Here is a 20,310-nt window from a genome sequence, read left to right as displayed (position 1 = left end):
TGATGCGGGAATTGAAGGCCTGCGCGCGATCTATCGCCCGGAATGAAGCATTATCGGCAGGCCGGGGAGGGGCGGGAGGCCGGAGCCTCCCTGCCGGATGTCAGGCCATGGCCGCCATCTCGCGGGCCACGACCGCCTCGACCTCGTCGAGCGGGATGTTCGTGACCACTTTCGGGATGTCGAGCACCAGCCGGTCCAGCACCTCGCGGTGCAGCTCCTTGCGCAGCGTCGCAAGCACCGGGCGGCTCGCCAGGATCACCAGCCGGTCATAGCGGCCGCGATGCGCCGCCTTGTAGAGGATCTCCGCCAGATCGGCGGCGAAGCGCTCCTTCTCCAGCTGGTGCCAGTCGGTTTCCTCGACCGCCGAGCGCTGCACCGAGGGTCCGTCGTTGAAGCGGCCCGCACGGTCGGTCTTCCAGTCCTGTGCCTGCGGGTTCTCGTGCTCCTCCTTGGAGATGACGGCGAGGTTCATGTCGAGCTCGTCGCCCTCGTTGCGCAGGAACAGCGCCTTTCCGCCGTCTGCGATCAGCACCCAGGTGCCCGGCTTCAGTCCGGAATTGCGTTTGGCCATGGGTTTTCCTCCTTCTTCCGTTCGGCGCGGGCCAGTTCCCGGGACAGCAGGGCGACGTTCCGGCGATTCGCCTTGAAGGCGAGGTCGAAGATGTCCCCTGCCAGCGGGACCGAACCCAGCACCGTGTCGAGGCCGACATTCAGCCCCATGCGCGCCAGCACCCGCTTGCGCGCGCCGAGGCGGTGCGCCTCGTACATCACATATAGGGACGGCAGGGCGGTGGCTGCATCGCCGATGCCGGGCAAAAGCAGCCCGATCAGCGAATCCCAGCCGAAGTGGATGCCGAAGAGGCTGTACCGCGCATCCATCAGCGCGGCGATCCGCTCGGCCCGGGCCAGCCGTTCTGCCGTCTCAGCGCTTCGCAATGATCCACACCGCGTGGACGATGCCAGGAATGTAGCCCAGAAGCGTCAGCAGGATGTTGATCCAGAAAGGCCATCTCAGCCCGACCTGCAGCGCGACGCCCAGGGGCGGCAGCAGGATGGCGATGACGATCCTCAAGAAATCCATGTGTGTCCTACCTTTGGCATTTGTCTGCGTTCGGATGGACAACGTGGCGGAGCGCTCCGCGGTTCCGCCTGCCCGAGGCGGCTCACCTGGCGGCAAGGCAAAAAAAAGGCCGAGACAAAGCTCGGCCAAAGTCCAACAGGGAGGTAGAAGAAGGCCAAAACCTTCATCTGCAGCCCACTTAATCGGCTGGCCTGCCTAGTTCAAGATTAAATTTTCCGCAGTAGCGAAAAATACGCGTAAATTGGCCTATTCGCTCGCACCTGCAGAAATTTGGGCGTTGCGCCGGTAGATGGCGATCTCGTCCATCACGAAATCGCGGAAGGCGGCGATGCGCTTGGACTGGCGCAGTTCCTCGGGATAGGCGAGGTATACAGGCACCTCTCCGCTGTCGACGTCCGGCAGCACGCGCACGAGGTTTCCGGTGTCATGGGCGACGTAATGCGGCAGCACGCCGATGCCCAGATGGTTCGCCACCCCCTGCAGCACGCCGAAATAGTTGTTCACCGTCAGCAGCGACGGCATGTCCTCGGCCATCAGCGCCTGCACCATGCGCAGCCCCGCCATCACCTGGAAGCTGGTCGCGTTCTGGCAGATCAGCCGGTGGTTGCGCATGTCGGCGCGGGTCTGGGGCGTGCCGTATTCCGCCAGGTATTCCGGCGTCGCATAGAGCCGCATGTGCACCGCCATCAGGCGCTTCCGAATCAGGTCGGCCTGCGAGGGCTCCTTCATCCGGATCGCGACATCGGCCTCGCGCATCGGCAGGTCGAGCACGCGCTCTTCCAGCATCAGGTCGATCTTGAGGTCGGGATACTTCTTGTAGAGCGCGGGCAGCCGCGGGACCAGCCACAGCGAGCCGAAGCCGGTGGTCGTGGTCACGCGCAGCTCGCCGAAGACCTCTTCCTCGCTGTCGCGGATCCGCGCAGCCGCAGCATCGAGCCGCTTCACCATCGCCGAGGTCGCGTCGAAAAGCAGTTCCCCCTGCTCGGTCAGGATCAGGCCGCGGGCATGGCGGTGAAAGAGGGTGGTATTGAGAGATGTCTCCAGCGCCCGTATCTGGCGGGAGACCGCCGATTGCGACAGGTGCAGGTGCTCGCCCGCATGCGTGAGGCTCCCCGCGTCCGCAACTGCGTGGAAAATCCGTAACTTGTCCCAGTCCATGATCATGCCTGTGTTGAGTGCAGCAAACCTGACATGCGCAGCCGAGGATTGCAATTATGAGAAATCAGCTTTGCGCCCAGATTATGGCCCCCTTGCCGCAGGTTGACCGGCGCTGGTATCCGGAAGGGCATCCGAGGAACGGAGGATCCATGGGCCGCATCAGCCGCGGGGACCGGCAGCGCCGGCGGGATATCGCGCGCGACATCAGCTATGCAAGCTCCGCCGGCTCGCCCGGCGGGCGTGCGCTGATCCGCGTCATGGAGAATGCGACCGGCCGGATCAAGCTGATCCGCCGGGCGGATGGCTACGAGCGGGAGGTCGCCGAGGGCCGCGACTTCTGGGAGGTCATGGCCGAGCGCTACGGGCTGTCCCTGCGCATCGTCGGCGGCGGCCTCGGCAACATCCCCGCCCGGGGACCGGTCGTGGTGATTGCCAACCATCCCTTCGGCATCCTCGACGGGCTGATGATGGGCCTGATCCTGCGCCGGGCGCGGGGCGATTTCCGCATCCTCGCCAACCAGGTCTTCCGCCGTGCCGAGGACCTGCAGCAGGCCATCCTGCCGATCAGCTTCGACGAGACGAAGGAGGCGGTGAAGCTCAACCTGGAGACCCGGCGGCTGGCGCTCGGCCATCTGGGGCAGGGCGGCGCGATGGGCGTCTTTCCCGGCGGCACCGTCTCCACCGCGCTCAGGCCGTTTTCCCAGCCGATGGATCCGGGCTGGCGCAGCTTCACCGCGCGGATGATCGCAAAGTCCGGCGCCGCCGTCGTGCCGGTCTTCTTCGTCGGCCACAATTCGCGCTTCTTCCAGCTGGCCAGCCACCTGCACCAGAACCTGCGGCTGGGGCTGCTGATCAAGGAGTTCAAGGCGCGGGTGAACCGCCCCGTCGACGTGGTGATCGGCACTCCCGTGCCGCGGGAAATGATGGCGCCTTTTCTGGGAGATGCGCGCGCGATGATGGACTTTCTGCGCGAACAGACGTATCGCCTTTCGCCAACGCCCGTGAAATCCATGGGCTACGGGTTCGAATTCGAGGAAAAGCACCGGAACTGATGGCTGTCGGCATTTTCGACTCAGGCCTGGGCGGGCTCACCGTCCTTGACGCGGTGTCCCGGCGCTTGCCGGACGTGCCCTTCGTCTATTTCGGCGACAACGCCCACGCGCCCTACGGCGTGCGCGATGCCGAAGACATCTACAACCTCACGACGTCGGCGGTGACCCGGCTGTGGGAAGCGGGCTGCGATCTGGTGATCCTGGCCTGCAACACGGCCTCGGCCGCCGCGCTGAAGCGGATGCAGGAACACTGGATCCCGGCCGACAAGCGCGTTCTGGGCGTCTTCGTGCCGCTGATCGAAGCGCTGACCGAACGCCAGTGGGGCGACAATTCCCCGCCGCGCGAGGTCGCGGTGAAGCATGTCGCGCTGTTTGCCACGCCCGCCACCGTCTCGAGCCGCGCCTTCCAGCGCGAGCTGGCGTTCCGCGCGATCGGCGTCGATGTCGAGGCACAGCCCTGCGGCGGGCTGGTGGATGCGCTGGAGGCGGGCGACGACATCCTCGCCGAGGCGCTGGTGCGCTCCCATGTCGAGGCACTGAAGCGGCGCATGCCGCATCCCGAGGCCGCGATCCTGGGCTGCACGCACTACCCGATCATGGAGTCGGTCTTCCAGGAGGCTCTGGGGCCGGAGGTGACGGTCTATTCCCAGGCCAACCTGGTGGCCTCGAGCCTCGAGGACTATCTCAAGCGCCATCCCGACATGTACGGATCGGGGACCGAGTCCCGTTTCCTGACCACGGGGGACGCGCGCGCCGTGTCGAACAAGGCGACCCAGATCCTCCGACGACGGGTCGTCTTCGAACACGTCGACCCTATCTGAAGAATTGCTCCGCAAGGACCTGACATGACCAAGAAAATCGTAGTTCTGGGCGCTTCCGGCTACACCGGGGCCGAGCTTGTCCGGCTGATCGCCACGCATCCCTCCTTCGAGATCGCCGCGCTGACCGCCGACCGCAAGGCCGGCCAGCCGATGGGCGAGGTCTTCCCGCATTTGCGCCATCTCGACCTGCCGGTGCTCTCGAAGATCGACGAGGTGGATTTCTCCGGCATCGACCTGGCCTTCTTCGCGCTGCCGCACGGCGTGGCGCACGGGCTGGTGCGCGACATCCCGGACCACGTGAAGATCGTCGATCTCTCGGCGGATTTCCGGCTGCGCGACGCGGCCGAATACAAGAAATGGTACAAGCTCGACCACACCGCGATGGACGTGCAGGCGGACGTGGCCTACGGCCTGCCGGAATTCTACCGTGCGGAAATCGCCAGGGCGCGGGTGACGGCGAATACCGGCTGCTACGTGGCGACCTCGCTGCTGCCGCTGATCCCGCTGCTGCGCGCGAAGGCGATCGCGGCTGACGACATCGTGATCGACGCCAAATCCGGCGTCTCGGGCGCGGGCCGCGGCCTGAACGAAGCGATGCTGTTCTCCGAGGCGAACGAGGGCTTCAAGTCCTACGGCGTCGCCGGGCACCGCCACATGGGCGAGCTGGACCAGGAACTTGGCCTCGCCGCAGGCGAGCCGGTGACGGCCGCCTTCACGCCCCATCTGGTGCCGATGATCCGCGGCATGCAGGCGACGATCTATGCCAAGGGCGACGCGGCGGAAGTTCTGGAGACATTGCAAAAGCAGTATTCTTCCGAGCCCTTCGTCGATATCCTGCCCCTCGGCGGCGTTCCCCAGACCCAGCACGTGAAGGGTTCGAACATCTGCCGGATCGGGGTCCATGCCGACCGCCGTCCGGGCCGGGTGATCATCCTGTCGGTGCTGGACAACCTGATGAAGGGCGCCTCGGGACAGGCGCTGCAATGCGCCAACATCATGCTGGGAGAGAAGGAGACCGCCGGGCTCGAACTGGCCCCGGTCTTCCCGTGAGGAGCCGATGAAGGGACTGAAGAAGAAACGCCGCATCCAGATCATTGCCGTCGCCGCCGTGGCGCTGGCGGTGTCCACCGGGCTGATCGGCTATGCGATGCGCGACGGGATCAACTTCTTCCGCTCGCCGAGCCAGGTCGCGGCCGATCCGCCGCGGCCGACCGAGGTGTTCCGCATCGGCGGCCTGGTCGAGGATGGAAGCCTGGTGCGCGGGCAGGGCGAGACGATTTCCTTCCGCGTCACCGATGGCGGCGCTTCGGTCCCCGTCGCCTATACCGGCGTGCTGCCGGATCTCTTCGACGAGGGCCAGGGCATGGTCGGCACCGGCCGCTATGTCGACGGCGTGTTCCAGGCGACCGAGATCCTCGCCAAGCATGACGAGACCTACATGCCCAAGGATGTCATCGACGCGCTGAAGGAGCAGGGCGTCTACGAGGCTCCCGGAAGCTGACGCCGCGTTCCCGGCAGGAACCCTGCCGGGGCCGCTCCCGTTGTCCCTGCGACCCTGCAAAGGAGGAAAGGACAATGGACAAGCAAGCTTTGCGCAACCGCATGCTCGACCTCGAACGGGCGGAGCTCGACGACGACCAGGGCTTCTTCGCCGATTTCGTCGCGGGCAGCGAGCTCGACGGGGAGACGCAGATGGACCATGACGGCGAGAGCCGCGCCGAACAGTCGGCCGATCTTGCCGCCGCGCTGGAAAATCCGATCGCCGCGCACGGAGCCAAGATCGAGCGCCTGCAGGACATCGATTTCGGCCCCAAGACCAGCGTCGAGGAGGGCGCGGCCGTGCTGGTCGAGGGCCGCTGGCTGGTCGTCGCCGTGGCCACCACCGAATTCGATTTCGACGGCGACCCTTGCCTCGGCATCTCGGCCACCGCGCCGGTCTTCGAACAGATGCAGGGCCTCGCGGCCGGCGACCGGTTCCGCATGGGCGGACGGGAGCGCCTGATCGAGGCCGTCGCCTGACGGTTTCCTGCCGGATAGGCCATCCGAACGCGTCCGACATACATTGATGCCTGCATTCGTGCCGCTCAATGATCGTGCCATTGGAGATGCAGGAGATTGTCATGGCCGCAATTTGCTTGGAAAACGGGGACTATGGGGCGGACATCCCGCTGGCCAATGACGGACCGGTCATCTTCGCCTTCGACAATGCCGGGGAGGCGCACAATGCGCTCGAGACCAGACGGGGCTGGGGGTTCGATTTCCTGTGCAGCCACGGGTTCGACGCGGTCTCCTTTTCCGAAGGCGATCCGGATGCCTGGTTCCGCCGCGATAGTTTCCTGCCCATTTTCAAGGAGGCCGTCGCCAGGGTCGATGCCTGGCCCTGCTGTCGCCACATCGGCTACGGTGCCTCCATGGGCGCCTTTGCGGCGGCGGCCTTCTCTGACGTGCTGCGCTGCGACAGGCTCGTGCTGATCAGCCCGATTTCGACGCTCGACGAGGCGCTCGCCCCTTGGGAACACCGTTCCGGCGCGGCCAGGGAACACGGCTGGAGCGGCCCGCGCAACGACAGTGCTGCCGTGCCGGGGCCCGGGACCGAGATCGCCATCGCAGCCGACCCGTAGCTGCGCGCCGACCGCGCGCAGCTGCGGTGCTACGGGACGGCCCATCCCGACGTCATTTTCTGCCCGGTAACCGGCGTCGGGGACCGGGTCGGCGATCACGTGCTCGACATGGGCCTGCCCGGGGACTTCGTCCGGACGCTGCTGCGCGGCCTCCCGGACGGGCCGATACTGTTGGAAAACGCCGGGCTTTATCGGCTCAAGAGCTTCTGAGTCCCTTGGTTTGCGGGGATCTGGAGATATTGCGATGCGTGGAAGGCAGAAGGTTCACGCCCAGCTGTTTTACGAGTTCGATCTCGAGACGCCCATCCCGTCCGACCATGTCCTCCGGGGTATCGACCGTTGCTCTAATCGGTCATCCGGGTCACGCTTCTCTTCGCAGTCTCATCTGGCCTGACACGTGGCCGGACGCTGCAGGCATGTGCCGGATCGGCAGAGGAGCGCCCTGCTTTCTGTCGCGCTCTGTTCCAGCCGCAGCAGCCGGTTTCGGCGTCATCCACGGACCTCGTCCGGTGAGGACGATCCGGCCGTGTTTCAGGAAGGCTTCAGGTCATGCGGCTGCCTCCTGACCACGGAGGAACTCTGTGCCATCCACCCACATGCGGTGCATGACGACGGCAAGCTTACGGGCGACGGCAATGATCGCACGGGGGCGGGCCCTGCGGCGCAGAAGCCGCATGCCCCAATTCTTGATCTCCGATCCGGCGGCAGATCTCATCAGCATGGCATTGGCCGCCGCGTACCGAGCGGACCGGAGGCCGGTGTCGCCCGCCTTGGAGATGCGGCCGGGATTGTCCATTTCCCCGGACTGGCATCGGCGCGGGGTCAGGCCAGAAGGAGCGGCAACAGTCCTGGAACGCGCGAACCGCGCCGGGTCATCCACTGCCGCCCGGAACGTGAGCACGGCAATGGTGCCCACGCCCGGGATCTCCATGAACTGCAGGCAGATGGCATCCCGGCTCGCCGACTGCCTCACCCGGCGGTCAAGTTCCTGGTAGGTCTGGTAGAGTGCCGCACGCGCATCCAGAAGCGGCGGCAGAGCCCGCGACAGGTCGGGATCCGCCTCGATGATCGGGCGGACCATTCCATCGGAGGCCCGCTGCGCGACGCGCGCCGGAAGGCGCAGGCCGAACACCCGGAAAAGACCGCGGATTTCGTTGGCCAGGTCGATGCATTTCTGCTGGACCGCTTTCCGGCTGCTCAGCGGCGCCCGGGTCGCATGCGCCTCGCGGCTCTTGATATGGACCGGGCTGAAACAGGCCGCCCGCAGAACCTGGGCGATGCCGCGCGCATCCGTCCGCTCGGTCTTGTTCCTCATTGCCGAAAGAGCGGCATTGACCTGGCGCGCCTCCATGCAGACCGTTGCGAAGCCCTCGGCCTTCAGGCCCGGGAACAGGTGCTGGCTCATGGCCCCGGCTTCAAAATCGACCAGGGTCAGGGGCTGGGAAAAACTGTTGAGGCAAGCAATGATCCCGGCAAATCCGATCGTCACGCTCCTCTCCAGCACGACCTTGCCCTTGGCGTCGACGATGCAGATCGCCACCGAGCGCAGTGACACGTCCAATCCGGCATAGTCGTCCATGGGTCTCTCCTGAGCAGCAGATGCATCCGCCTTCTATCCAGAGCCGGACCCCAACGCGCAGGGCCGCCCGACTACCCATGCTTCCTGGATCTGGCGGGTCTGCACGAGGAGATGCGCGGCTTCTACAGCCATGCCGGGCGGCCTTCGATCGATCCCGAGCTCATGATCCGGATGCTGGTGGCTGGCTATGTCATGGGGCTGCGGTCCGCGCGTTGGCTCCCTCAGGAGGTTCACCTCAACCTCGCCTGTCGCTGGTTCTGCCGGCTCGGGCTCGAGGACAAGGTGCCGGATCCTTCGAGCTTCTCAAAGCTCCGGCATGGCAAGTTCCGAGACAGTGACATCTTCCGCGTCGTCTTCGAACGGGTGGTGGCCCAGTGCATCGCCCATGGCTTGGTCGGCGGCCATGGCTTTGCCGTCGATGCCAGCCTGATCTGCGCCGACCTCCAAAAGCGGAGCTCCAGCCGCCAGCGCGACTGGGACGCCTCCGCCATCGATCCGGCGGAAGCCCCGTGGGCGGTGCGCGAGAAACTCGACACGCTGGATGAGGAGGCCTTCGGCGCGGCCACGCCCGTTAGGCCCAAGTTCACGGCCCATGCTGATGCCGCCAGCCAATGGAGGGCAGCGCGCAAGGGACCTGCCTTCTTCGCCTATCCGGACAACTACCTGATCGACACGGATCACGGGATCATCATGGATGTCGAAGCGACCCTTTCGGTTCGGCAGGCCGAGGTCGGATCCACACTTGCGATGCTGGACCGCACGGCAGACCGCTTCGGCATTGGCCCGGATTGGCTGGTGGCCGATACGGCCTATGGCTCCAAGGAAGGCCTGGCCGAGATCGTCCTGAAGCGGCAGATCCTGCCCTTCATCCCGGTAATCGACAAGGGTGAGCGCACGGACGGGACTTTGTCACGTTCCGACTTCACCTGGGACGAAGAGAATGACCGCTACATCTGTCCGAACGGGAAGGAGCTGCGACACACGCGGCGGAACTATTCCGATCCGGAGCGCTTCTCGACCGAGGTGAAAGCACGCAGGTATCGCGCTGCAAAAGCCGACTGCCAGGCTTGTCCCTTGAAGACGCAATGCTGCCCGAACAGCGAAACGCGCAGCCTACAACGCGGCAAGTACGAGATCGTGCGCGACTTTGCGCGCACCTGCACCGCATCCGCATTCAACGAGACGGCCCCGAGGCGGCGCGAGAAGGTCGAGATGCTGTTCGCGCATCCTGAAACGTCTCCTGGGTCTCGGCCGCTTGCGATTGAGGGGGCCATTGGGCGTGAAGGACGAGTTCACACTCGCCGCGATCGCCCAAAACCTCCGGAAATTGGCCAAGCTCGCCCCCCATGAACTCACCCGCGACGCAGATCGCCTGGGAAGGCCGATCATGTGGGCTTCAGGCTTGCAGAAAATCCCCTGAAATCATCCGCATTATCAGCCCGAGGAGCAGATCGTCGGCGAGTTTTCAACGGCATCCGCCGAATTCGCCCGCGCGCTGCGCAAGCGGCGGGACTACCTGCCGTATTGCCGCCACATGTTCCGGAATGGCCCGCGCCAGCTGTCGCCGCGTTCGCGCGATCTGGTCGGGCTTGCGCTGGCGGGCCATCTGCTGCGGACCATCCCGGACCGGCCGACGGCGGTCCGGGAATTCCTCTGGACGACGCGCAGCCATTTCGAGCCCGTCCATCCGCAGATCCGCAGCTTCTTCCCCGACGCAAGGCGACGGGCGCGGCGCTAGCCGAGGCCGAGCCGGGCCAGCGCCTCCGGCAGGCAGCTGCTCGAAAGCGCTGCGGCCTCGTTCGCACCGAGCGGCACCACCTGCGACAGCGCGGGTGACGCCACGCCGGGCACCGGCTCGCCGCGGGCCAGGCGGCTGCGCAGCGCCGCCAGATAGCCCTTCACCGGCGCCGCCCGCGCGGCCAGCACCTCGGGCGGGGCGACCATCCTGATCTCCCGCCGCGCCAGCCCCAGCAGCGCCGCCTGCAGCCCCTGCCGCGCAGGCAGGCCGGTGCGCGCGGCGAAGCTGCCGATCGTTACCGGGCCGCCCTCCAGCGCCGCGGCGACCTTGGCGGCGGTCTCCGGCCCGAAGCCGCGCTTGCCGCGCTCCTCGGCCTCCTGCGTTTCGTGGCGCAGCAGCGGCGGCCAGTCCCGGATGGCAATGCGGCCGAGCAGGTCCTGCTGCTGCGCCTCGCCTATCCGCGGCGTGCCGCGGCCGAACAGGTCGGTGCGGAAGCCGCGGCCGCTGGCCATGTCGCGGGCGGTCTCGCCCCAGCCCTCGGCGGCGGCCCTGCGGACGAATTCCGCCCAGCCCGGCTCGAAGCGCAGCGTGTCGAACTGGTCAAAAAGGTCGGCAGGGGCGGCGAAGCCCATCTTGGCCGGGGCCAGCGCCGCGGCGACCTCGGGGCACCAGCAGGCCGAGGCATGCTCGGCGCCGAAATCATGCGCGAGGTAGCGGTCGGGCAGCTTGGCGAGCTTCTTCCACAGCCGCGCCGCCGTTTCGCTGCCGCCGCCCGCGGCCAGCCAGGCATCGACGGCCGCGCGGGCCGCCTCGAATTGCGGGCGGCCGGGGATCTGCGGCGCCTCGCGGAAGATCCGGCGGATCTGCGCGGTCTCCTGCCAGCCGGCCGCGGCTGAATAGCCGTTGTAGCAGACGCCGCCCGGCGCCAGCCAGCGCCCGAGGATCGCCGCCAGGTGGGCGCGGTTCTCCGCCGAGACCCAGGTCCAGACCCCGTGCATCGCGACATAGTCGAAAGCGGCGGGCGGCGGCGCGGCGGCCAGTTCCGCAAAGGACGCCTCGGCAATCTCGATGTTCGCCAGCCCGGCCTCGGCGATGAAGGCGCGGGCGCGGGCTACATGTTCGGGCATGAAGTCGATGCCGAGGAACTGTCCCTCGGGATGCAGCGCGGCCAGTCCGATCAGGGTGAAGCCGGTGCCGCAGCCCAGCTCCGCATAGCGGAAGCCGCCCTCGCGGCGCGGCGGGAGATGGCCTGCCGCCAGCAGCGACAGGTCGATCAGGTCCGGTGCCTGGAGCGGCTGGGCCGTTTCCAGATAGCTCGTCGCGACGGGATAGCCGCCGCCCCAGGGGGTTCCGGCCACGTCAGAGCAGGAAGAAATCGCCGGTATCGGTCAGGTCCGCGCCGTCCGGGCGGCCGTGGTCCTGCGCCTCTCCCTCGATGCCGTCGAGCTTCAGGTAGAAGTCGATGGAATTGGTGCCGGTGGTCTTCACCTTCAGGTCGAAACCCTGTTCCTCCAGCATGGCCTCCAGCTCGGCGGCATAGGCGCGGGTTTCCAGCATCCCCTCGCGGCCGCTTGCCTCGGGGTCGTAGTCGAAGGTGATCTTGGTGAAGTTCAGCGTGATCTCCTCGCTGGCGGCCCCGGCATCCGGCGGCGGCACGGTCAGGCTGGAGAAGTCGAAGCTGTCGATGTCCTGGCGGTCGGCGATCGTGGCGAAGGCCAGCAGCAGATCCGCGGCATCCTCGGTCAGCTGGCTGCCGTACTCCTTGACCAGCCGCTCGGCCTCGGCGATCTGCGACTCGCCGTCGATATCCGGGATCTTGAGATACACGTCGATGGGCATGGCGGCTCCTCCTCCAGCGCAGTCCATGAATGGTAAAGAGTCCGTGAACTCTACCTGACGTTGAGCAGAAAACCAAATCCGCGTCAGGTGCGGATTTCCGGAGCCGGGGGCGGCATTGCGGCCGCCGCCGGGCCGGACACGATCGCGTGCGGCACCTTGGTGCCGGGAACGGCCACTTGGCGCGGGGGGCTGCGGCGGCTAGAAGGGGCAAAGCCACGGGAAGGAGGCCCCCATGATTTCAGAGCTCGGCCATTTCGCGCTGATCCTCGCAGGCTTCGTCGCGCTGTTCCAGGCGGTGGTGCCCTTCATCGGCGCGCAGCGCGGCTGGAGCTCGTGGATGGCCGCCGCGGTCCCGGCGGCGACGGCGCAGTTCCTGCTGACGGCGCTGAGCTTCGCGGCGCTGACCCATGCCTTCGTCACCTCGGACTTCTCGCTGAGGCTCGTCGTCGAGAATTCGCACAGCCTGAAGCCGATGCTCTACAAGGTCTCGGGCGTCTGGGGGAACCACGAGGGCTCGATGCTGCTCTGGGTGCTGATCCTGACGCTGTTCGGCGCGCTCTGCGCCTGGTTCGGGAAGAACCTGCCGCCCTCGCTGAAGGCCCGCGTGCTGTCGGTGCAGGCGATGATCGCGGCAGCCTTCTTCGCCTTCATCCTCTTCACCTCGAACCCGTTCCTGCGCCTGGCCGTGCCGCCGATGGACGGGCACGACCTGAACCCGCTGCTGCAGGACCCCGGTCTCGCCTTCCATCCGCCCTTCCTCTACCTCGGCTATGTCGGTCTGTCGCTGACCTTCTCCTTTGCCGTCGCCGCGCTGATCGAGGGCCGGGTCGATGCCGCCTGGGGCCGCTGGGTGCGGCCCTGGACGCTGGTCAGCTGGATGTTCCTGACCGTCGGCATCGCGCTGGGATCCTGGTGGGCCTATTACGAGCTCGGCTGGGGCGGATTCTGGTTCTGGGACCCGGTGGAAAACGCCTCTTTCATGCCCTGGCTGATCGCCGCGGCGCTGCTTCACTGCGCCATCGTGGTCGAAAAGCGGGAGAGCCTGAAGAACTGGACGATCCTGCTCGCCATTCTCGCCTTCGGCTTCTCTCTGATCGGCACCTTCATCGTGCGTTCGGGCGTGATCACCTCGGTGCATGCCTTCGCCAACGATCCCGAGCGCGGCGTCTTCATCCTCGGCATCCTCGCGGTCTTCATGGGCGGCGCGCTGACCCTCTATGCCGCGCGGGCCAGCGCGATGACCTCGAAGGGCGTCTTCGGGCTCGTCAGCCGCGAAAGCGCGCTGGTGGCCAACAACATCCTGCTGGCCGTGTCCTGCTTCGTCGTCTTCATCGGAACCATCTGGCCCCTGGTGGCCGAGCTGCTCTTCGGCCGCAAGCTGACTGTCGGGGCGCCGTTCTTCAATGCCGCCTTCACGCCGTTCATGGTGGTCCTCGCCATCATCCTGCCCTTCGGCGCGATCCTGCCCTGGAAGCGCGGCAAGATCGGCCGGGTGGTCCTGCAGCTCTGGCCGATGGCGCTTCTGGCGATGGCGGTCGGCCTGCTGGCCTTCGCGGTGCAGACCGGGCGATCGGCACTGGCGCCGATCGGCATCGGTCTGGGCGTCTGGCTGATCCTCGGGTCGCTGCGCGATCTGTGGCTGCGCACCGGGCGCGGCGGCGGCAAGCTGCGGCGGCTGGCGCACCTGCCGCGCGCCGACTGGGGCAAGGCGGTGGCCCATGCCGGGCTGGGCGTGACCTTCATCGGCATCGCCGCGATGACCGCCTGGCAGATCGAGGACATCCGCGTCGCCGATGTCGGCGACCGGTTCGAGGTCGGCGGCTACGGCATCCAGCTCGACAAGGTCGAGGACGTGAAGGGGCCGAACTACTTTTCCACCATGGCGACCATGACCGTCTGGGACGGGGAGAAGAAGCTGGCCACGCTGCATCCCGAGAAGCGGGTCTATCCGGTGGCGCAGATGCCGACGACCGAGGCCGGGATCGACAACGGCATCTGGCGCGACTTCTACCTGGTGATCGGCGATCCGCAGGCGGCGGGCGGCTACGCGGTGCGCACCTACGTGAAGCCCTTCGCCAACTGGATCTGGGCGGGGGCGATCATCATGGCCGGTGGCGGGTTCCTCAGCCTGACCGACCGCCGCTTCCGCGTCGCGGCCGGCGCGGCAAAATCCCCGGCAAGCCCGGTCCCGGCGGAGTGAGCCCGATGCGTGCCCTGATTGCCGCCCTTCTGATTGCGGCCGCTGCGCCGGCCTTCGCCGTGCAGCCCGACGAGGTGCTGGACGACCCGGTGCTGGAATCCCGCGCCCGCGAGCTGTCGAAGGAGCTGCGCTGCCTCGTCTGCCGCAACGAGAGCATCGACGAAAGCAATGCCGACCTGGCCCGCGACCTGCGGCTGCTGGTCCGCGAACGGCTGGTCGAAGGCGACAGCGACAAGCAGGTGATCGACTTCGTCGTCGACCGCTACGGCGAATACGTGCTGCTGAAGCCGACCGCGACCGGCGCCAACCTGATCCTCTGGGTGGCGGGGCCGGTGCTGCTGGTTGCGGGGCTCGGCATCGGCTTCGCCTACCAGCGCAAGAACCGGCTGTCGCGCGAGGCGCCGGCCGAGACCCTGAGCGAGGCGGAAAGCGCGCGTCTGAAGGCGATCCTCGAAGAGTGACCCTGTGACCCCGCGTTCCGCTTTCCTTCGGGGCGCGCCCCGCTAGTCTGGCCGCGGGACCGACGGGAGGCATCCATGGACTACGAAACGATCGCGCTGGAGTCGGCAGGCGGGGTGGCGGTGATCCGCCTCGACCGCCCGGACCGCAGGAACGCGCTGAACACCCGGATGCGGGTGGAGCTGCTGCACGCGCTGAAGGCGGCCGAGCGCGGCGCCAGGGCGATCGTGCTGACCGGCGCTGGCGAGGCCTTCTGCGCCGGGCAGGACCTGGCCGACCGGGGCAATGCCGCCAATCTGGACATCGAGCGGACGCTGCGCGACGAGTACGAGCCGCTGCTGCGCGCCATCCATGACTGCCGCCTGCCGGTGATCGCCGCGGTGAACGGCGCGGCAGCGGGCGCGGGCGCGAACCTGGCGCTCTGCGCCGACGTGGTGATCGCGGCGGAGTCGGCGGTCTTCCTGCAGGCGTTCTCGCGGATCGGGCTGATCCCGGATGCGGGCGGCACCTACTGGTTGCCGCGGCAGATGGGCTTCGCCAAGGCGATGGGCGCAATGCTGTTCGCCGAACCGGTCACGGCGCGGCAGGCGGAAAGCTGGGGAATGATCTGGCAGGCGGTGCCGGATGCCGAATTCGACACCGTCTGGCGCGCCCGCGCCGCGCAGCTGGCGCAGGGTCCGACCGAGGCCTATGCGCGGATGAAGCAGGCGCTGCGGGCGAGCTTCGACAACGGGCTGGAGGCGCAGCTCCAGCTGGAGGCGCACCTGCAGGGCGAATGCGGGCGGACGCGGGATTTCACCGAGGGCGTCATGGCCTTCCTGGAAAAGCGGACCGCGAAATTCGAGGGGCGCTGAGCCTCAGCCCGCCAGCGCCAGCGCGTGGACGTCGATCATGTCCTTGTGGCCGCGCTCGGCCCCGATCACGCCGGGGCGGGCATGTCGCATCAGCCGCCGCCAGTAGGGCTGGACGATCACCGCCTGGTCGCGCATGCGCTGCTCGAGCTGGCGCATGACCTCGCGGCGCTCCTCCGCGCCGGGCAGGCCCTTGGCGCGGTCGAGGAGCGTGTCGAATTCCGGATCGGCGAAGCCGGTCTCGTTCCAGGCCGCCCCGGAGCGATAGGCGAGGTCGAGCACCTGCACGCCGAGTTCGCGCGCGTTCCAGTTGGTCGAGGAGAAGGCGAAGTCCTTCCAGCCGGCGTTGTATTCGGCCGCCGGAAGGATGATGCGCTTCACCTTGAACCCGGCATCGCGCAGCTGCGCGGCCATCACGTCGGTGGTGAAGCGGCGCCAGTCGTCGTCGATCGACACCAGCTCGTGCTCGAATTCCAGCAGACCGGCCTCGTCCATCAGGCGGCGGGCCTCGGCCACGTCCTGCTTCGGCTGCGCGATCTTGGCATAGGCGGGGTGCATCGGCGAGACATGGTGGTTCTCGGCCACCAGCCCGCGCCCGTCATAGCCCAGCTCCAGCAGCACGCCGTTGTCGACGGCCAGCTGCAGCGCCTGGCGCACCCGCAGGTCGCCATAGGGCCGGAACCCGCCCATTTCATGCGCCTGGCTGGCGCGCAGGACGATGGTCGCCGAAGTGTCGACCTCGGAGCGCACCCAGCCGAGCCCGTCCAGCACCGAGACATAGGCGCCGATCGTATCGTAATTCACGTCGATCTCCCCGGCCTCCGCGGCCGCGGCCGCGGAGGCAGGATCGGGGCCGAGATCGACGAATTCGATCCGGTCGACATGGCCCGGCCGCCAGGGATGCCGCTCCGGGTCGCGTTCCAGCACGGCGCGCACGCCCGGAAGGTACTCCGCGATGCGGTAGGCGCCGGTGCCGATCTGGCGGTCGAGCGGATTTTCCCCGATGGCGGAACGGTGCATCACCGCCGCCGGATAGTCCGACAGGCCGGGGACCAGCGTGATGTCGGGCGCAGAAAGCTCCAGCCGTACCGTGTGGGGGTCGAGGATCGTCACCGCGCCCGCCCGCAGCCTGTCCGTGGCGGGGTCGATCAGCGCGGGCAGCCGCGAGGCCATCGAATTGCCGGGAATGGTGCGGTCGCACCAGCCCTCGAAATTCGCGGCGACATCCTCGGCGGTGAAGGCGTCGCCGTTCGACCAGGTCACGTCCGGACGCAGATGCAGCACGTAGGAGGCGGCGTCGGGCGCGGTTTCCCAGGACTCCAGCAGCGCCCCGGCCAGGCGGCCGTCGGATTCGGCACGCACCAGGGTGTCGAGCAGCCCGGCGCAGGCATTCGACATCTCGGTGAAATCCCAGAGCCGCGGATCGCCCTGCGGCATCACCCGCATCTGGATGCGGATCACGCTGCCCGGCGCGTCCTGCGCGGCGGCGCGCGGCAGCGGTCCGAAGGCGGCGGCCGAGACCCCGAGCGCGGTGGCGCGGGCGAGGAATTCGCGCCGCCCCATGCCGCCCGAACGCCAGTCCCGCCGCAGCTCCGCTAGTGCTGGATGGGGCAGGGCACGGGGCGGGCGGGCATGGCTCATCGGTCGCTTCCTTCGGGCGCGGCAGTCACGTCGGCAGCAGGGAAGCGGCGCGGAGGCACCCGGCCGGCCTGCTGCATCTGGAGGGAGGATGGTCCGCTATCTGCGGCGCGGCAAGGCCCGTCATCGCGGCGGGCCGCCTGGGCGGTCCGCTCAGCGCTTGGGCTGCGCGATGGCGCGCAGCATGTCCGACACCTGGACGCTGGGGACATGCGGCTTGCCCGACTGGCGGTTCAGCCACAGCAGCATCAGCGCGGCGCGGTGGAACAGCATCAGGTCGCGGTCGGGGCTGTCGCTCAGGGATTCGAGGCGGAGCTCCTCGATCAGCTGGTTCATCTCGGACTGGACCTGCACGCCCTGCATCCGCAGGTGCAGCTCCGTCGGCGGGAAGGGCAGCATGCTCTTTTCGGCGAAGAACACCGCGGTGCCCTGGCAGCGCGGCGAGATCTCGATCCCGTGGGAGAGGTTTGCCGGCAGGAAAATGGCGTTGTGGCCGGTATAGCCGCGCAGCGCGCCGCCGACGCTGAGCCGTCCCTGGCCATGGGCGATCCAGAACAGGACCGGCGCCATGTAGCTCCGCTCGGCGCCGAGTCCCAGACCGCCTGCACGGGCCAGCTGGGACAGCGGCACGACCCGCAGGGGATGGGATACGTTCTCGCTGTACTGCGCGTCAAACATGGGATCTCCCTCGCAACTCCGCAGGATACTAGGAAAATTGACAGATTCGGCCAAGGCCGGATCGCATTTCGCTGCGCACCGGACCCCACCCTGCGATAACATGCCCATCGCGTAAATAAACGGTTAATTTTGAGACGTCACGGCAATCCAGCTTCCCATCTTGCTGCGCATCCAGGTTCTCTGGCGCTTGGCATACTGGCGCGTTGCCAGTTTCGCGGCCTCGATCGCCTCTGCCATGGACATGCTGCCGCGGATCGCCCCGACCAGTTCCCGGGCGCCGATCGCGCGCGAGGACTGCCGGTCCGGATCCCAGTCGGGTTCCATGCGCCGCGCCTCCTCCAGCGCGCCCGCCGCCATCATCGCGTCGAAGCGCCGGTCGATCCGGGCATTGAGCGCGTCGCGGCCGATCTGCACCACGAAGCAGTCGGCCGCGCCCGGCGGAACCAGCGCCGGGCCGGTCTCGTCCTGCCACGAGGCGAGGCCGCGGCCGGTCTGGCGCAGCACTTCCCAGGCGCGCTGCACCCGCGCCGGATTCAGCAGGTCGATCCGCGACCGTGTTTCCGGATCGAGCGCGTCGGCCATCGCGGCCAGCCCGTCCTCGGCCAGCCGCCCGTTGGCTTCTGCACGGATGTCCGGATCGGTCGGCGGGATGTCCGCCAGCCCCTTCATCAGCGCCTGGAAATAGAGGCCGGTGCCGCCGATGATCACCGGGGCGGGGCGGCGCGCGACCAGCGGCGCGACCTCGCGCAGCCAGTCGCCCACCGAATAGGTCTCGCGGTAGCCGACATGGCCGTAGAGCAGGTGCGGCGCCGCTGCGAGGTCCGCGTCATCGGGCCGCGCGGTCAGGATGCGCCAGCCGTCATAGACCTGCAGCGCGTCGGCATTGACGATCTCGCGGCCCTGCCGCTGCGCGAGCTCCAGCGCCAGCGCGGATTTGCCGGAGGCGGTGCAGCCCGAGAGCAGGACGGGACGGCCGGGATCGGCATCGGGCAGGCGGCTATCCACGGCGAATGCCCGCGCGCCGTCGCCGCGGCACCGAGTGGATGGTTGTGCCTGAGGACAGTTTCGGACAATGTCGCGGCGCATGAGAGGACTTCGAGGAATTGTGTGACATGGGTGACGAGAAAGCAGCGACGCCGGTGACGTTCAAGCGGGTTTTGCTGAAGATTTCCGGCGAGGCGCTGATGGGGGACCAGGGGTTCGGCCTGCATCCGCCGACCGTGGAGCGCATCGCCTCCGAGGTGCTGAAGGTCCACCAGATGGGCGTCGAGATCTGCATGGTGATCGGCGGCGGCAACATCTTCCGCGGGCTGCAGGGCTCCGCGCAGGGGATGGAGCGGACCACCGCCGACTACATGGGCATGCTGGCGACGGTGATGAACGCGCTGGGGATGCAGGCGGCGCTGGAAGCGCTCGGGATTCACACCCGCGTGATCACCGCGATCCGCATGGACGAGGTGGCCGAGCCCTACATCCGCCGCCGCGCCGTGCGCCACCTGGAGAAGAAGCGCGTCTGCATCTTCGCGGCCGGCACCGGCAACCCGTACTTCACCACCGACACCGCCGCGACGCTGCGCGCCAACGAGATGGGCTGCGAGGCGATCTTCATGGGCAAGAACGGCACCGACGGCGTCTACGACAAGGATCCGCGCACCAATCCGGACGCTAAGCGCTATGACAGCGTCACCTATGACGAGGTGCTGGCGAAGAACCTGAAGGTCATGGATGCCTCGGCCATCGCACTGGCGCGGGACAACAACAAGCCCATCATCGTCTTCCCGCTGGACGAGCCCGGCGGGTTCTGCGGCATCTTGCGGGGTGAGGGGACCTATACAAGAGTGCATGGTTAGGCGTATAGAACCGTGCCGGGCCTCGCGGCCCGGGCGGCTCTGCCCCCATGCATCCCGGCTCCCGCTGCGGCGGTCCGAAGCCGGCAACGAAAGAAACAATGAGGCTGCTCGCTCATGTCCACCGAAGACGACCTAGAGATTGATCTCGATGACCTGAAGCGCCGCATGGACGGCGCCATGACCTCGCTGAGGCACGAATTCCAGACGCTGCGCACCGGCCGCGCGGCAGCGACCATGGTCGAACCGATCCATGTCGATGCCTACGGGTCCTCGACCCCGATCAACCAGATCGGCACCGTGAACGTTCCGGAACCGCGGATGCTGACGATCAACATCTGGGACAAGTCGCTGGTCGGCAAGGCCGAGAAGGCGATCCGGGAAAGCGGCCTGGGGATCAACCCGGTGGTCGACGGCACCATCATCCGCCTGCCGATCCCCGAGCTGAACGAAGAGCGACGGACGCAGCTGACGAAGGTCGCCGCGCAATATGCCGAGCATGCCCGCGTCGCGATTCGCAACGTGCGCCGCGACGGCATGGACCAGATCAAGAAGGCCAAGTCCGCCGGCATGAGCGAGGACGACCAGAAGATCTGGGCAGACGAGATCCAGGAACTGACCGACACCGCCATTGCCAATGTGGACAAGGCGCTCGAGTCCAAGCAAGCTGAGATCATGCAGGTGTAAGGCACCTGCATGCCCCTTACGGCCCGCTCCGGCGGGAATTACCTGTTTGCCCTCCGGGGCG

22 protein-coding genes and 1 pseudogene are annotated in these 20,310 nt (G+C 67.5%); 12 read left to right on the top strand and 11 right to left on the bottom strand.

The features are described from left to right. Nucleotides 1-100: 100 nt before the first annotated feature. From HCC78_RS21280 to HCC78_RS21265, 4 genes are all read right to left on the bottom strand, one after another. Complete coding sequence (locus HCC78_RS21280; protein ID WP_172330810.1) at nt 101-571, bottom strand: host attachment family protein; 471 nt, start codon at nt 569-571, stop codon at nt 101-103. Next, the gene (locus tag HCC78_RS21275) at nt 547-936 is read right to left on the bottom strand and encodes a DUF4112 domain-containing protein (protein ID WP_256368313.1); all 390 of its coding nucleotides are present in this window, start codon (nt 934-936) and stop codon (nt 547-549) included. Before HCC78_RS21275 ends, HCC78_RS21280 begins: the two co-directional genes overlap by 25 nt. Continuing rightward, entirely contained in the window at nt 923-1,081 is a 159-nt protein-coding gene (locus HCC78_RS21270) for a YqaE/Pmp3 family membrane protein (protein ID WP_172330809.1), read from the bottom strand. The genes HCC78_RS21275 and HCC78_RS21270 overlap by 14 nt, the downstream gene beginning before the upstream one ends. A gap of 246 nt (nt 1,082-1,327) precedes the next feature. Further along, nucleotides 1,328-2,239 carry a LysR family transcriptional regulator gene (locus HCC78_RS21265; RefSeq protein ID WP_172330808.1) on the bottom strand — a complete coding sequence of 304 codons (912 nt, stop codon included), beginning with the start codon at nt 2,237-2,239 and terminating at the stop codon, nt 1,328-1,330. A 149-nt stretch (nt 2,240-2,388) separates the two neighbouring features. On the opposite strand from HCC78_RS21265, the gene HCC78_RS21260 reads away from it, so the two are divergent. The 6 genes from HCC78_RS21260 (at nt 2,389) to HCC78_RS21235 (ending at nt 6,733) form a co-directional block, all read left to right on the top strand. Then, a complete protein-coding gene (locus HCC78_RS21260) occupies nt 2,389-3,291 on the top strand; it encodes a lysophospholipid acyltransferase family protein (protein ID WP_172330807.1) in 903 nt (300 codons plus the stop codon). Then, nucleotides 3,291-4,112 (top strand): glutamate racemase, encoded by an 822-nt coding sequence (locus HCC78_RS21255; RefSeq protein ID WP_172330806.1) that lies wholly within the window; start codon nt 3,291-3,293, stop codon nt 4,110-4,112. Before HCC78_RS21260 ends, HCC78_RS21255 begins: the two co-directional genes overlap by 1 nt. Before the next feature lie 24 nt (nt 4,113-4,136). Further along, complete coding sequence (argC, locus tag HCC78_RS21250) at nt 4,137-5,162, top strand: N-acetyl-gamma-glutamyl-phosphate reductase (RefSeq protein ID WP_172330805.1); 1,026 nt, start codon at nt 4,137-4,139, stop codon at nt 5,160-5,162. A gap of 7 nt (nt 5,163-5,169) precedes the next feature. After that, nucleotides 5,170-5,613, top strand: coding sequence for a cytochrome c maturation protein CcmE (gene ccmE, locus HCC78_RS21245; RefSeq protein ID WP_172330804.1), 444 nt, complete (start codon nt 5,170-5,172; stop codon nt 5,611-5,613). 74 nt (nt 5,614-5,687) lie between these two features. Further along, nucleotides 5,688-6,131, top strand: coding sequence for a hypothetical protein (locus HCC78_RS21240; RefSeq protein ID WP_172330803.1), 444 nt, complete (start codon nt 5,688-5,690; stop codon nt 6,129-6,131). A 101-nt stretch (nt 6,132-6,232) separates the two neighbouring features. Then, complete coding sequence (locus tag HCC78_RS21235) at nt 6,233-6,733, top strand: hypothetical protein (protein WP_172330802.1); 501 nt, start codon at nt 6,233-6,235, stop codon at nt 6,731-6,733. 547 nt (nt 6,734-7,280) lie between these two features. On the opposite strand, the gene HCC78_RS21230 is transcribed toward HCC78_RS21235, so the two are convergent. Then, a complete protein-coding gene (locus tag HCC78_RS21230; RefSeq protein ID WP_172330801.1) occupies nt 7,281-8,312 on the bottom strand; it encodes an IS110 family transposase in 1,032 nt (343 codons plus the stop codon). A gap of 84 nt (nt 8,313-8,396) precedes the next feature. Between HCC78_RS21230 and HCC78_RS21225 the strand changes: the two are divergent. Next, nucleotides 8,397-9,732: pseudogene (locus HCC78_RS21225) on the top strand (IS1182 family transposase); the annotation flags it as partial. Nucleotides 9,733-9,777: 45 nt separating this feature from the next. Here the strand turns inward: HCC78_RS21225 and HCC78_RS21220 are convergent. Genes HCC78_RS21220 through HCC78_RS21210 form a run of 3 tightly spaced genes read right to left on the bottom strand, consistent with a single transcriptional unit; the run spans nt 9,778 to nt 11,889 of the window. Continuing rightward, nucleotides 9,778-9,999 (bottom strand): hypothetical protein, encoded by a 222-nt coding sequence (locus HCC78_RS21220; protein WP_172330800.1) that lies wholly within the window; start codon nt 9,997-9,999, stop codon nt 9,778-9,780. A 47-nt stretch (nt 10,000-10,046) separates the two neighbouring features. Beyond that, the gene (locus HCC78_RS21215; protein WP_172330799.1) at nt 10,047-11,408 is read right to left on the bottom strand and encodes a class I SAM-dependent methyltransferase; all 1,362 of its coding nucleotides are present in this window, start codon (nt 11,406-11,408) and stop codon (nt 10,047-10,049) included. A 1-nt stretch (nt 11,409) separates the two neighbouring features. Beyond that, complete coding sequence (locus tag HCC78_RS21210) at nt 11,410-11,889, bottom strand: hypothetical protein (RefSeq protein ID WP_172330798.1); 480 nt, start codon at nt 11,887-11,889, stop codon at nt 11,410-11,412. Between the two features lie 232 nt (nt 11,890-12,121). Here HCC78_RS21210 and HCC78_RS21205 point away from each other — a divergent pair, with 232 nt between their 5' ends. From HCC78_RS21205 to HCC78_RS21195, 3 genes are all read left to right on the top strand, one after another. Then, nucleotides 12,122-14,089, top strand: coding sequence for a heme lyase CcmF/NrfE family subunit (locus HCC78_RS21205; RefSeq protein WP_172330797.1), 1,968 nt, complete (start codon nt 12,122-12,124; stop codon nt 14,087-14,089). A 5-nt stretch (nt 14,090-14,094) separates the two neighbouring features. After that, nucleotides 14,095-14,550, top strand: coding sequence for a cytochrome c-type biogenesis protein (locus tag HCC78_RS21200; protein ID WP_172330796.1), 456 nt, complete (start codon nt 14,095-14,097; stop codon nt 14,548-14,550). 75 nt (nt 14,551-14,625) lie between these two features. Further along, a complete protein-coding gene (locus HCC78_RS21195; RefSeq protein WP_172330795.1) occupies nt 14,626-15,402 on the top strand; it encodes an enoyl-CoA hydratase-related protein in 777 nt (258 codons plus the stop codon). Nucleotides 15,403-15,405: 3 nt separating this feature from the next. On the opposite strand, the gene HCC78_RS21190 is transcribed toward HCC78_RS21195, so the two are convergent. The 3 genes from HCC78_RS21190 to miaA form a co-directional block, all read right to left on the bottom strand. After that, nucleotides 15,406-17,040 carry an ABC transporter substrate-binding protein gene (locus HCC78_RS21190; RefSeq protein ID WP_172330794.1) on the bottom strand — a complete coding sequence of 545 codons (1,635 nt, stop codon included), beginning with the start codon at nt 17,038-17,040 and terminating at the stop codon, nt 15,406-15,408. 150 nt (nt 17,041-17,190) lie between these two features. Then, a complete protein-coding gene (locus tag HCC78_RS21185) occupies nt 17,191-17,715 on the bottom strand; it encodes a hypothetical protein (RefSeq protein WP_172330793.1) in 525 nt (174 codons plus the stop codon). A gap of 123 nt (nt 17,716-17,838) precedes the next feature. Next, on the bottom strand, nt 17,839-18,720 hold the full coding sequence (gene miaA, locus HCC78_RS21180) for a tRNA (adenosine(37)-N6)-dimethylallyltransferase MiaA (protein WP_371743877.1): 882 nt from the start codon (nt 18,718-18,720) through the stop codon (nt 17,839-17,841). 107 nt (nt 18,721-18,827) lie between these two features. Here miaA and pyrH point away from each other — a divergent pair, with 107 nt between their 5' ends. Together pyrH and frr are read left to right on the top strand one after the other, a co-directional pair. Next, nucleotides 18,828-19,565: a UMP kinase gene (gene pyrH, locus HCC78_RS21175; RefSeq protein WP_172330791.1), complete on the top strand. Its 738-nt coding sequence runs from the start codon at nt 18,828-18,830 to the stop codon at nt 19,563-19,565. 114 nt (nt 19,566-19,679) lie between these two features. After that, nucleotides 19,680-20,249 (top strand): ribosome recycling factor, encoded by a 570-nt coding sequence (gene frr, locus HCC78_RS21170; protein WP_172330790.1) that lies wholly within the window; start codon nt 19,680-19,682, stop codon nt 20,247-20,249. Nucleotides 20,250-20,310 lie beyond the last annotated feature (61 nt).

The organism is Mangrovicoccus sp. HB161399 (genome assembly GCF_013184745.1).
GTDB lineage: Bacteria > Pseudomonadota > Alphaproteobacteria > Rhodobacterales > Rhodobacteraceae > Mangrovicoccus.
This window is presented reverse-complemented; position numbering and strand designations above follow the sequence as displayed.

What these genes read in the sequence shown, in the direction of transcription:
- HCC78_RS21280 (WP_172330810.1), bottom strand. Translation starts at nt 571, where the DNA reads ATGGCCAAACGCAATTCCGGACTGAAGCCGGGCACCTGGGTGCTGATC.
- HCC78_RS21270 (WP_172330809.1), bottom strand. Translation starts at nt 1,081, where the DNA reads ATGGATTTCTTGAGGATCGTCATCGCCATCCTGCTGCCGCCCCTGGGC.
- HCC78_RS21265 (WP_172330808.1), bottom strand. Translation starts at nt 2,239, where the DNA reads ATGGACTGGGACAAGTTACGGATTTTCCACGCAGTTGCGGACGCGGGG.
- HCC78_RS21260 (WP_172330807.1), top strand. Translation starts at nt 2,389, where the DNA reads ATGGGCCGCATCAGCCGCGGGGACCGGCAGCGCCGGCGGGATATCGCG.
- HCC78_RS21255 (WP_172330806.1), top strand. Translation starts at nt 3,291, where the DNA reads ATGGCTGTCGGCATTTTCGACTCAGGCCTGGGCGGGCTCACCGTCCTT.
- argC (WP_172330805.1), top strand. Translation starts at nt 4,137, where the DNA reads ATGACCAAGAAAATCGTAGTTCTGGGCGCTTCCGGCTACACCGGGGCC.
- ccmE (WP_172330804.1), top strand. Translation starts at nt 5,170, where the DNA reads ATGAAGGGACTGAAGAAGAAACGCCGCATCCAGATCATTGCCGTCGCC.
- HCC78_RS21240 (WP_172330803.1), top strand. Translation starts at nt 5,688, where the DNA reads ATGGACAAGCAAGCTTTGCGCAACCGCATGCTCGACCTCGAACGGGCG.
- HCC78_RS21235 (WP_172330802.1), top strand. Translation starts at nt 6,233, where the DNA reads ATGGCCGCAATTTGCTTGGAAAACGGGGACTATGGGGCGGACATCCCG.
- HCC78_RS21230 (WP_172330801.1), bottom strand. Translation starts at nt 8,312, where the DNA reads ATGGACGACTATGCCGGATTGGACGTGTCACTGCGCTCGGTGGCGATC.
- HCC78_RS21220 (WP_172330800.1), bottom strand. Translation starts at nt 9,999, where the DNA reads ATGGACGGGCTCGAAATGGCTGCGCGTCGTCCAGAGGAATTCCCGGAC.
- HCC78_RS21210 (WP_172330798.1), bottom strand. Translation starts at nt 11,889, where the DNA reads ATGCCCATCGACGTGTATCTCAAGATCCCGGATATCGACGGCGAGTCG.
- HCC78_RS21205 (WP_172330797.1), top strand. Translation starts at nt 12,122, where the DNA reads ATGATTTCAGAGCTCGGCCATTTCGCGCTGATCCTCGCAGGCTTCGTC.
- HCC78_RS21200 (WP_172330796.1), top strand. Translation starts at nt 14,095, where the DNA reads ATGCGTGCCCTGATTGCCGCCCTTCTGATTGCGGCCGCTGCGCCGGCC.
- HCC78_RS21195 (WP_172330795.1), top strand. Translation starts at nt 14,626, where the DNA reads ATGGACTACGAAACGATCGCGCTGGAGTCGGCAGGCGGGGTGGCGGTG.
- HCC78_RS21190 (WP_172330794.1), bottom strand. Translation starts at nt 17,040, where the DNA reads ATGAGCCATGCCCGCCCGCCCCGTGCCCTGCCCCATCCAGCACTAGCG.
- HCC78_RS21185 (WP_172330793.1), bottom strand. Translation starts at nt 17,715, where the DNA reads ATGTTTGACGCGCAGTACAGCGAGAACGTATCCCATCCCCTGCGGGTC.
- pyrH (WP_172330791.1), top strand. Translation starts at nt 18,828, where the DNA reads ATGGGTGACGAGAAAGCAGCGACGCCGGTGACGTTCAAGCGGGTTTTG.
- frr (WP_172330790.1), top strand. Translation starts at nt 19,680, where the DNA reads ATGTCCACCGAAGACGACCTAGAGATTGATCTCGATGACCTGAAGCGC.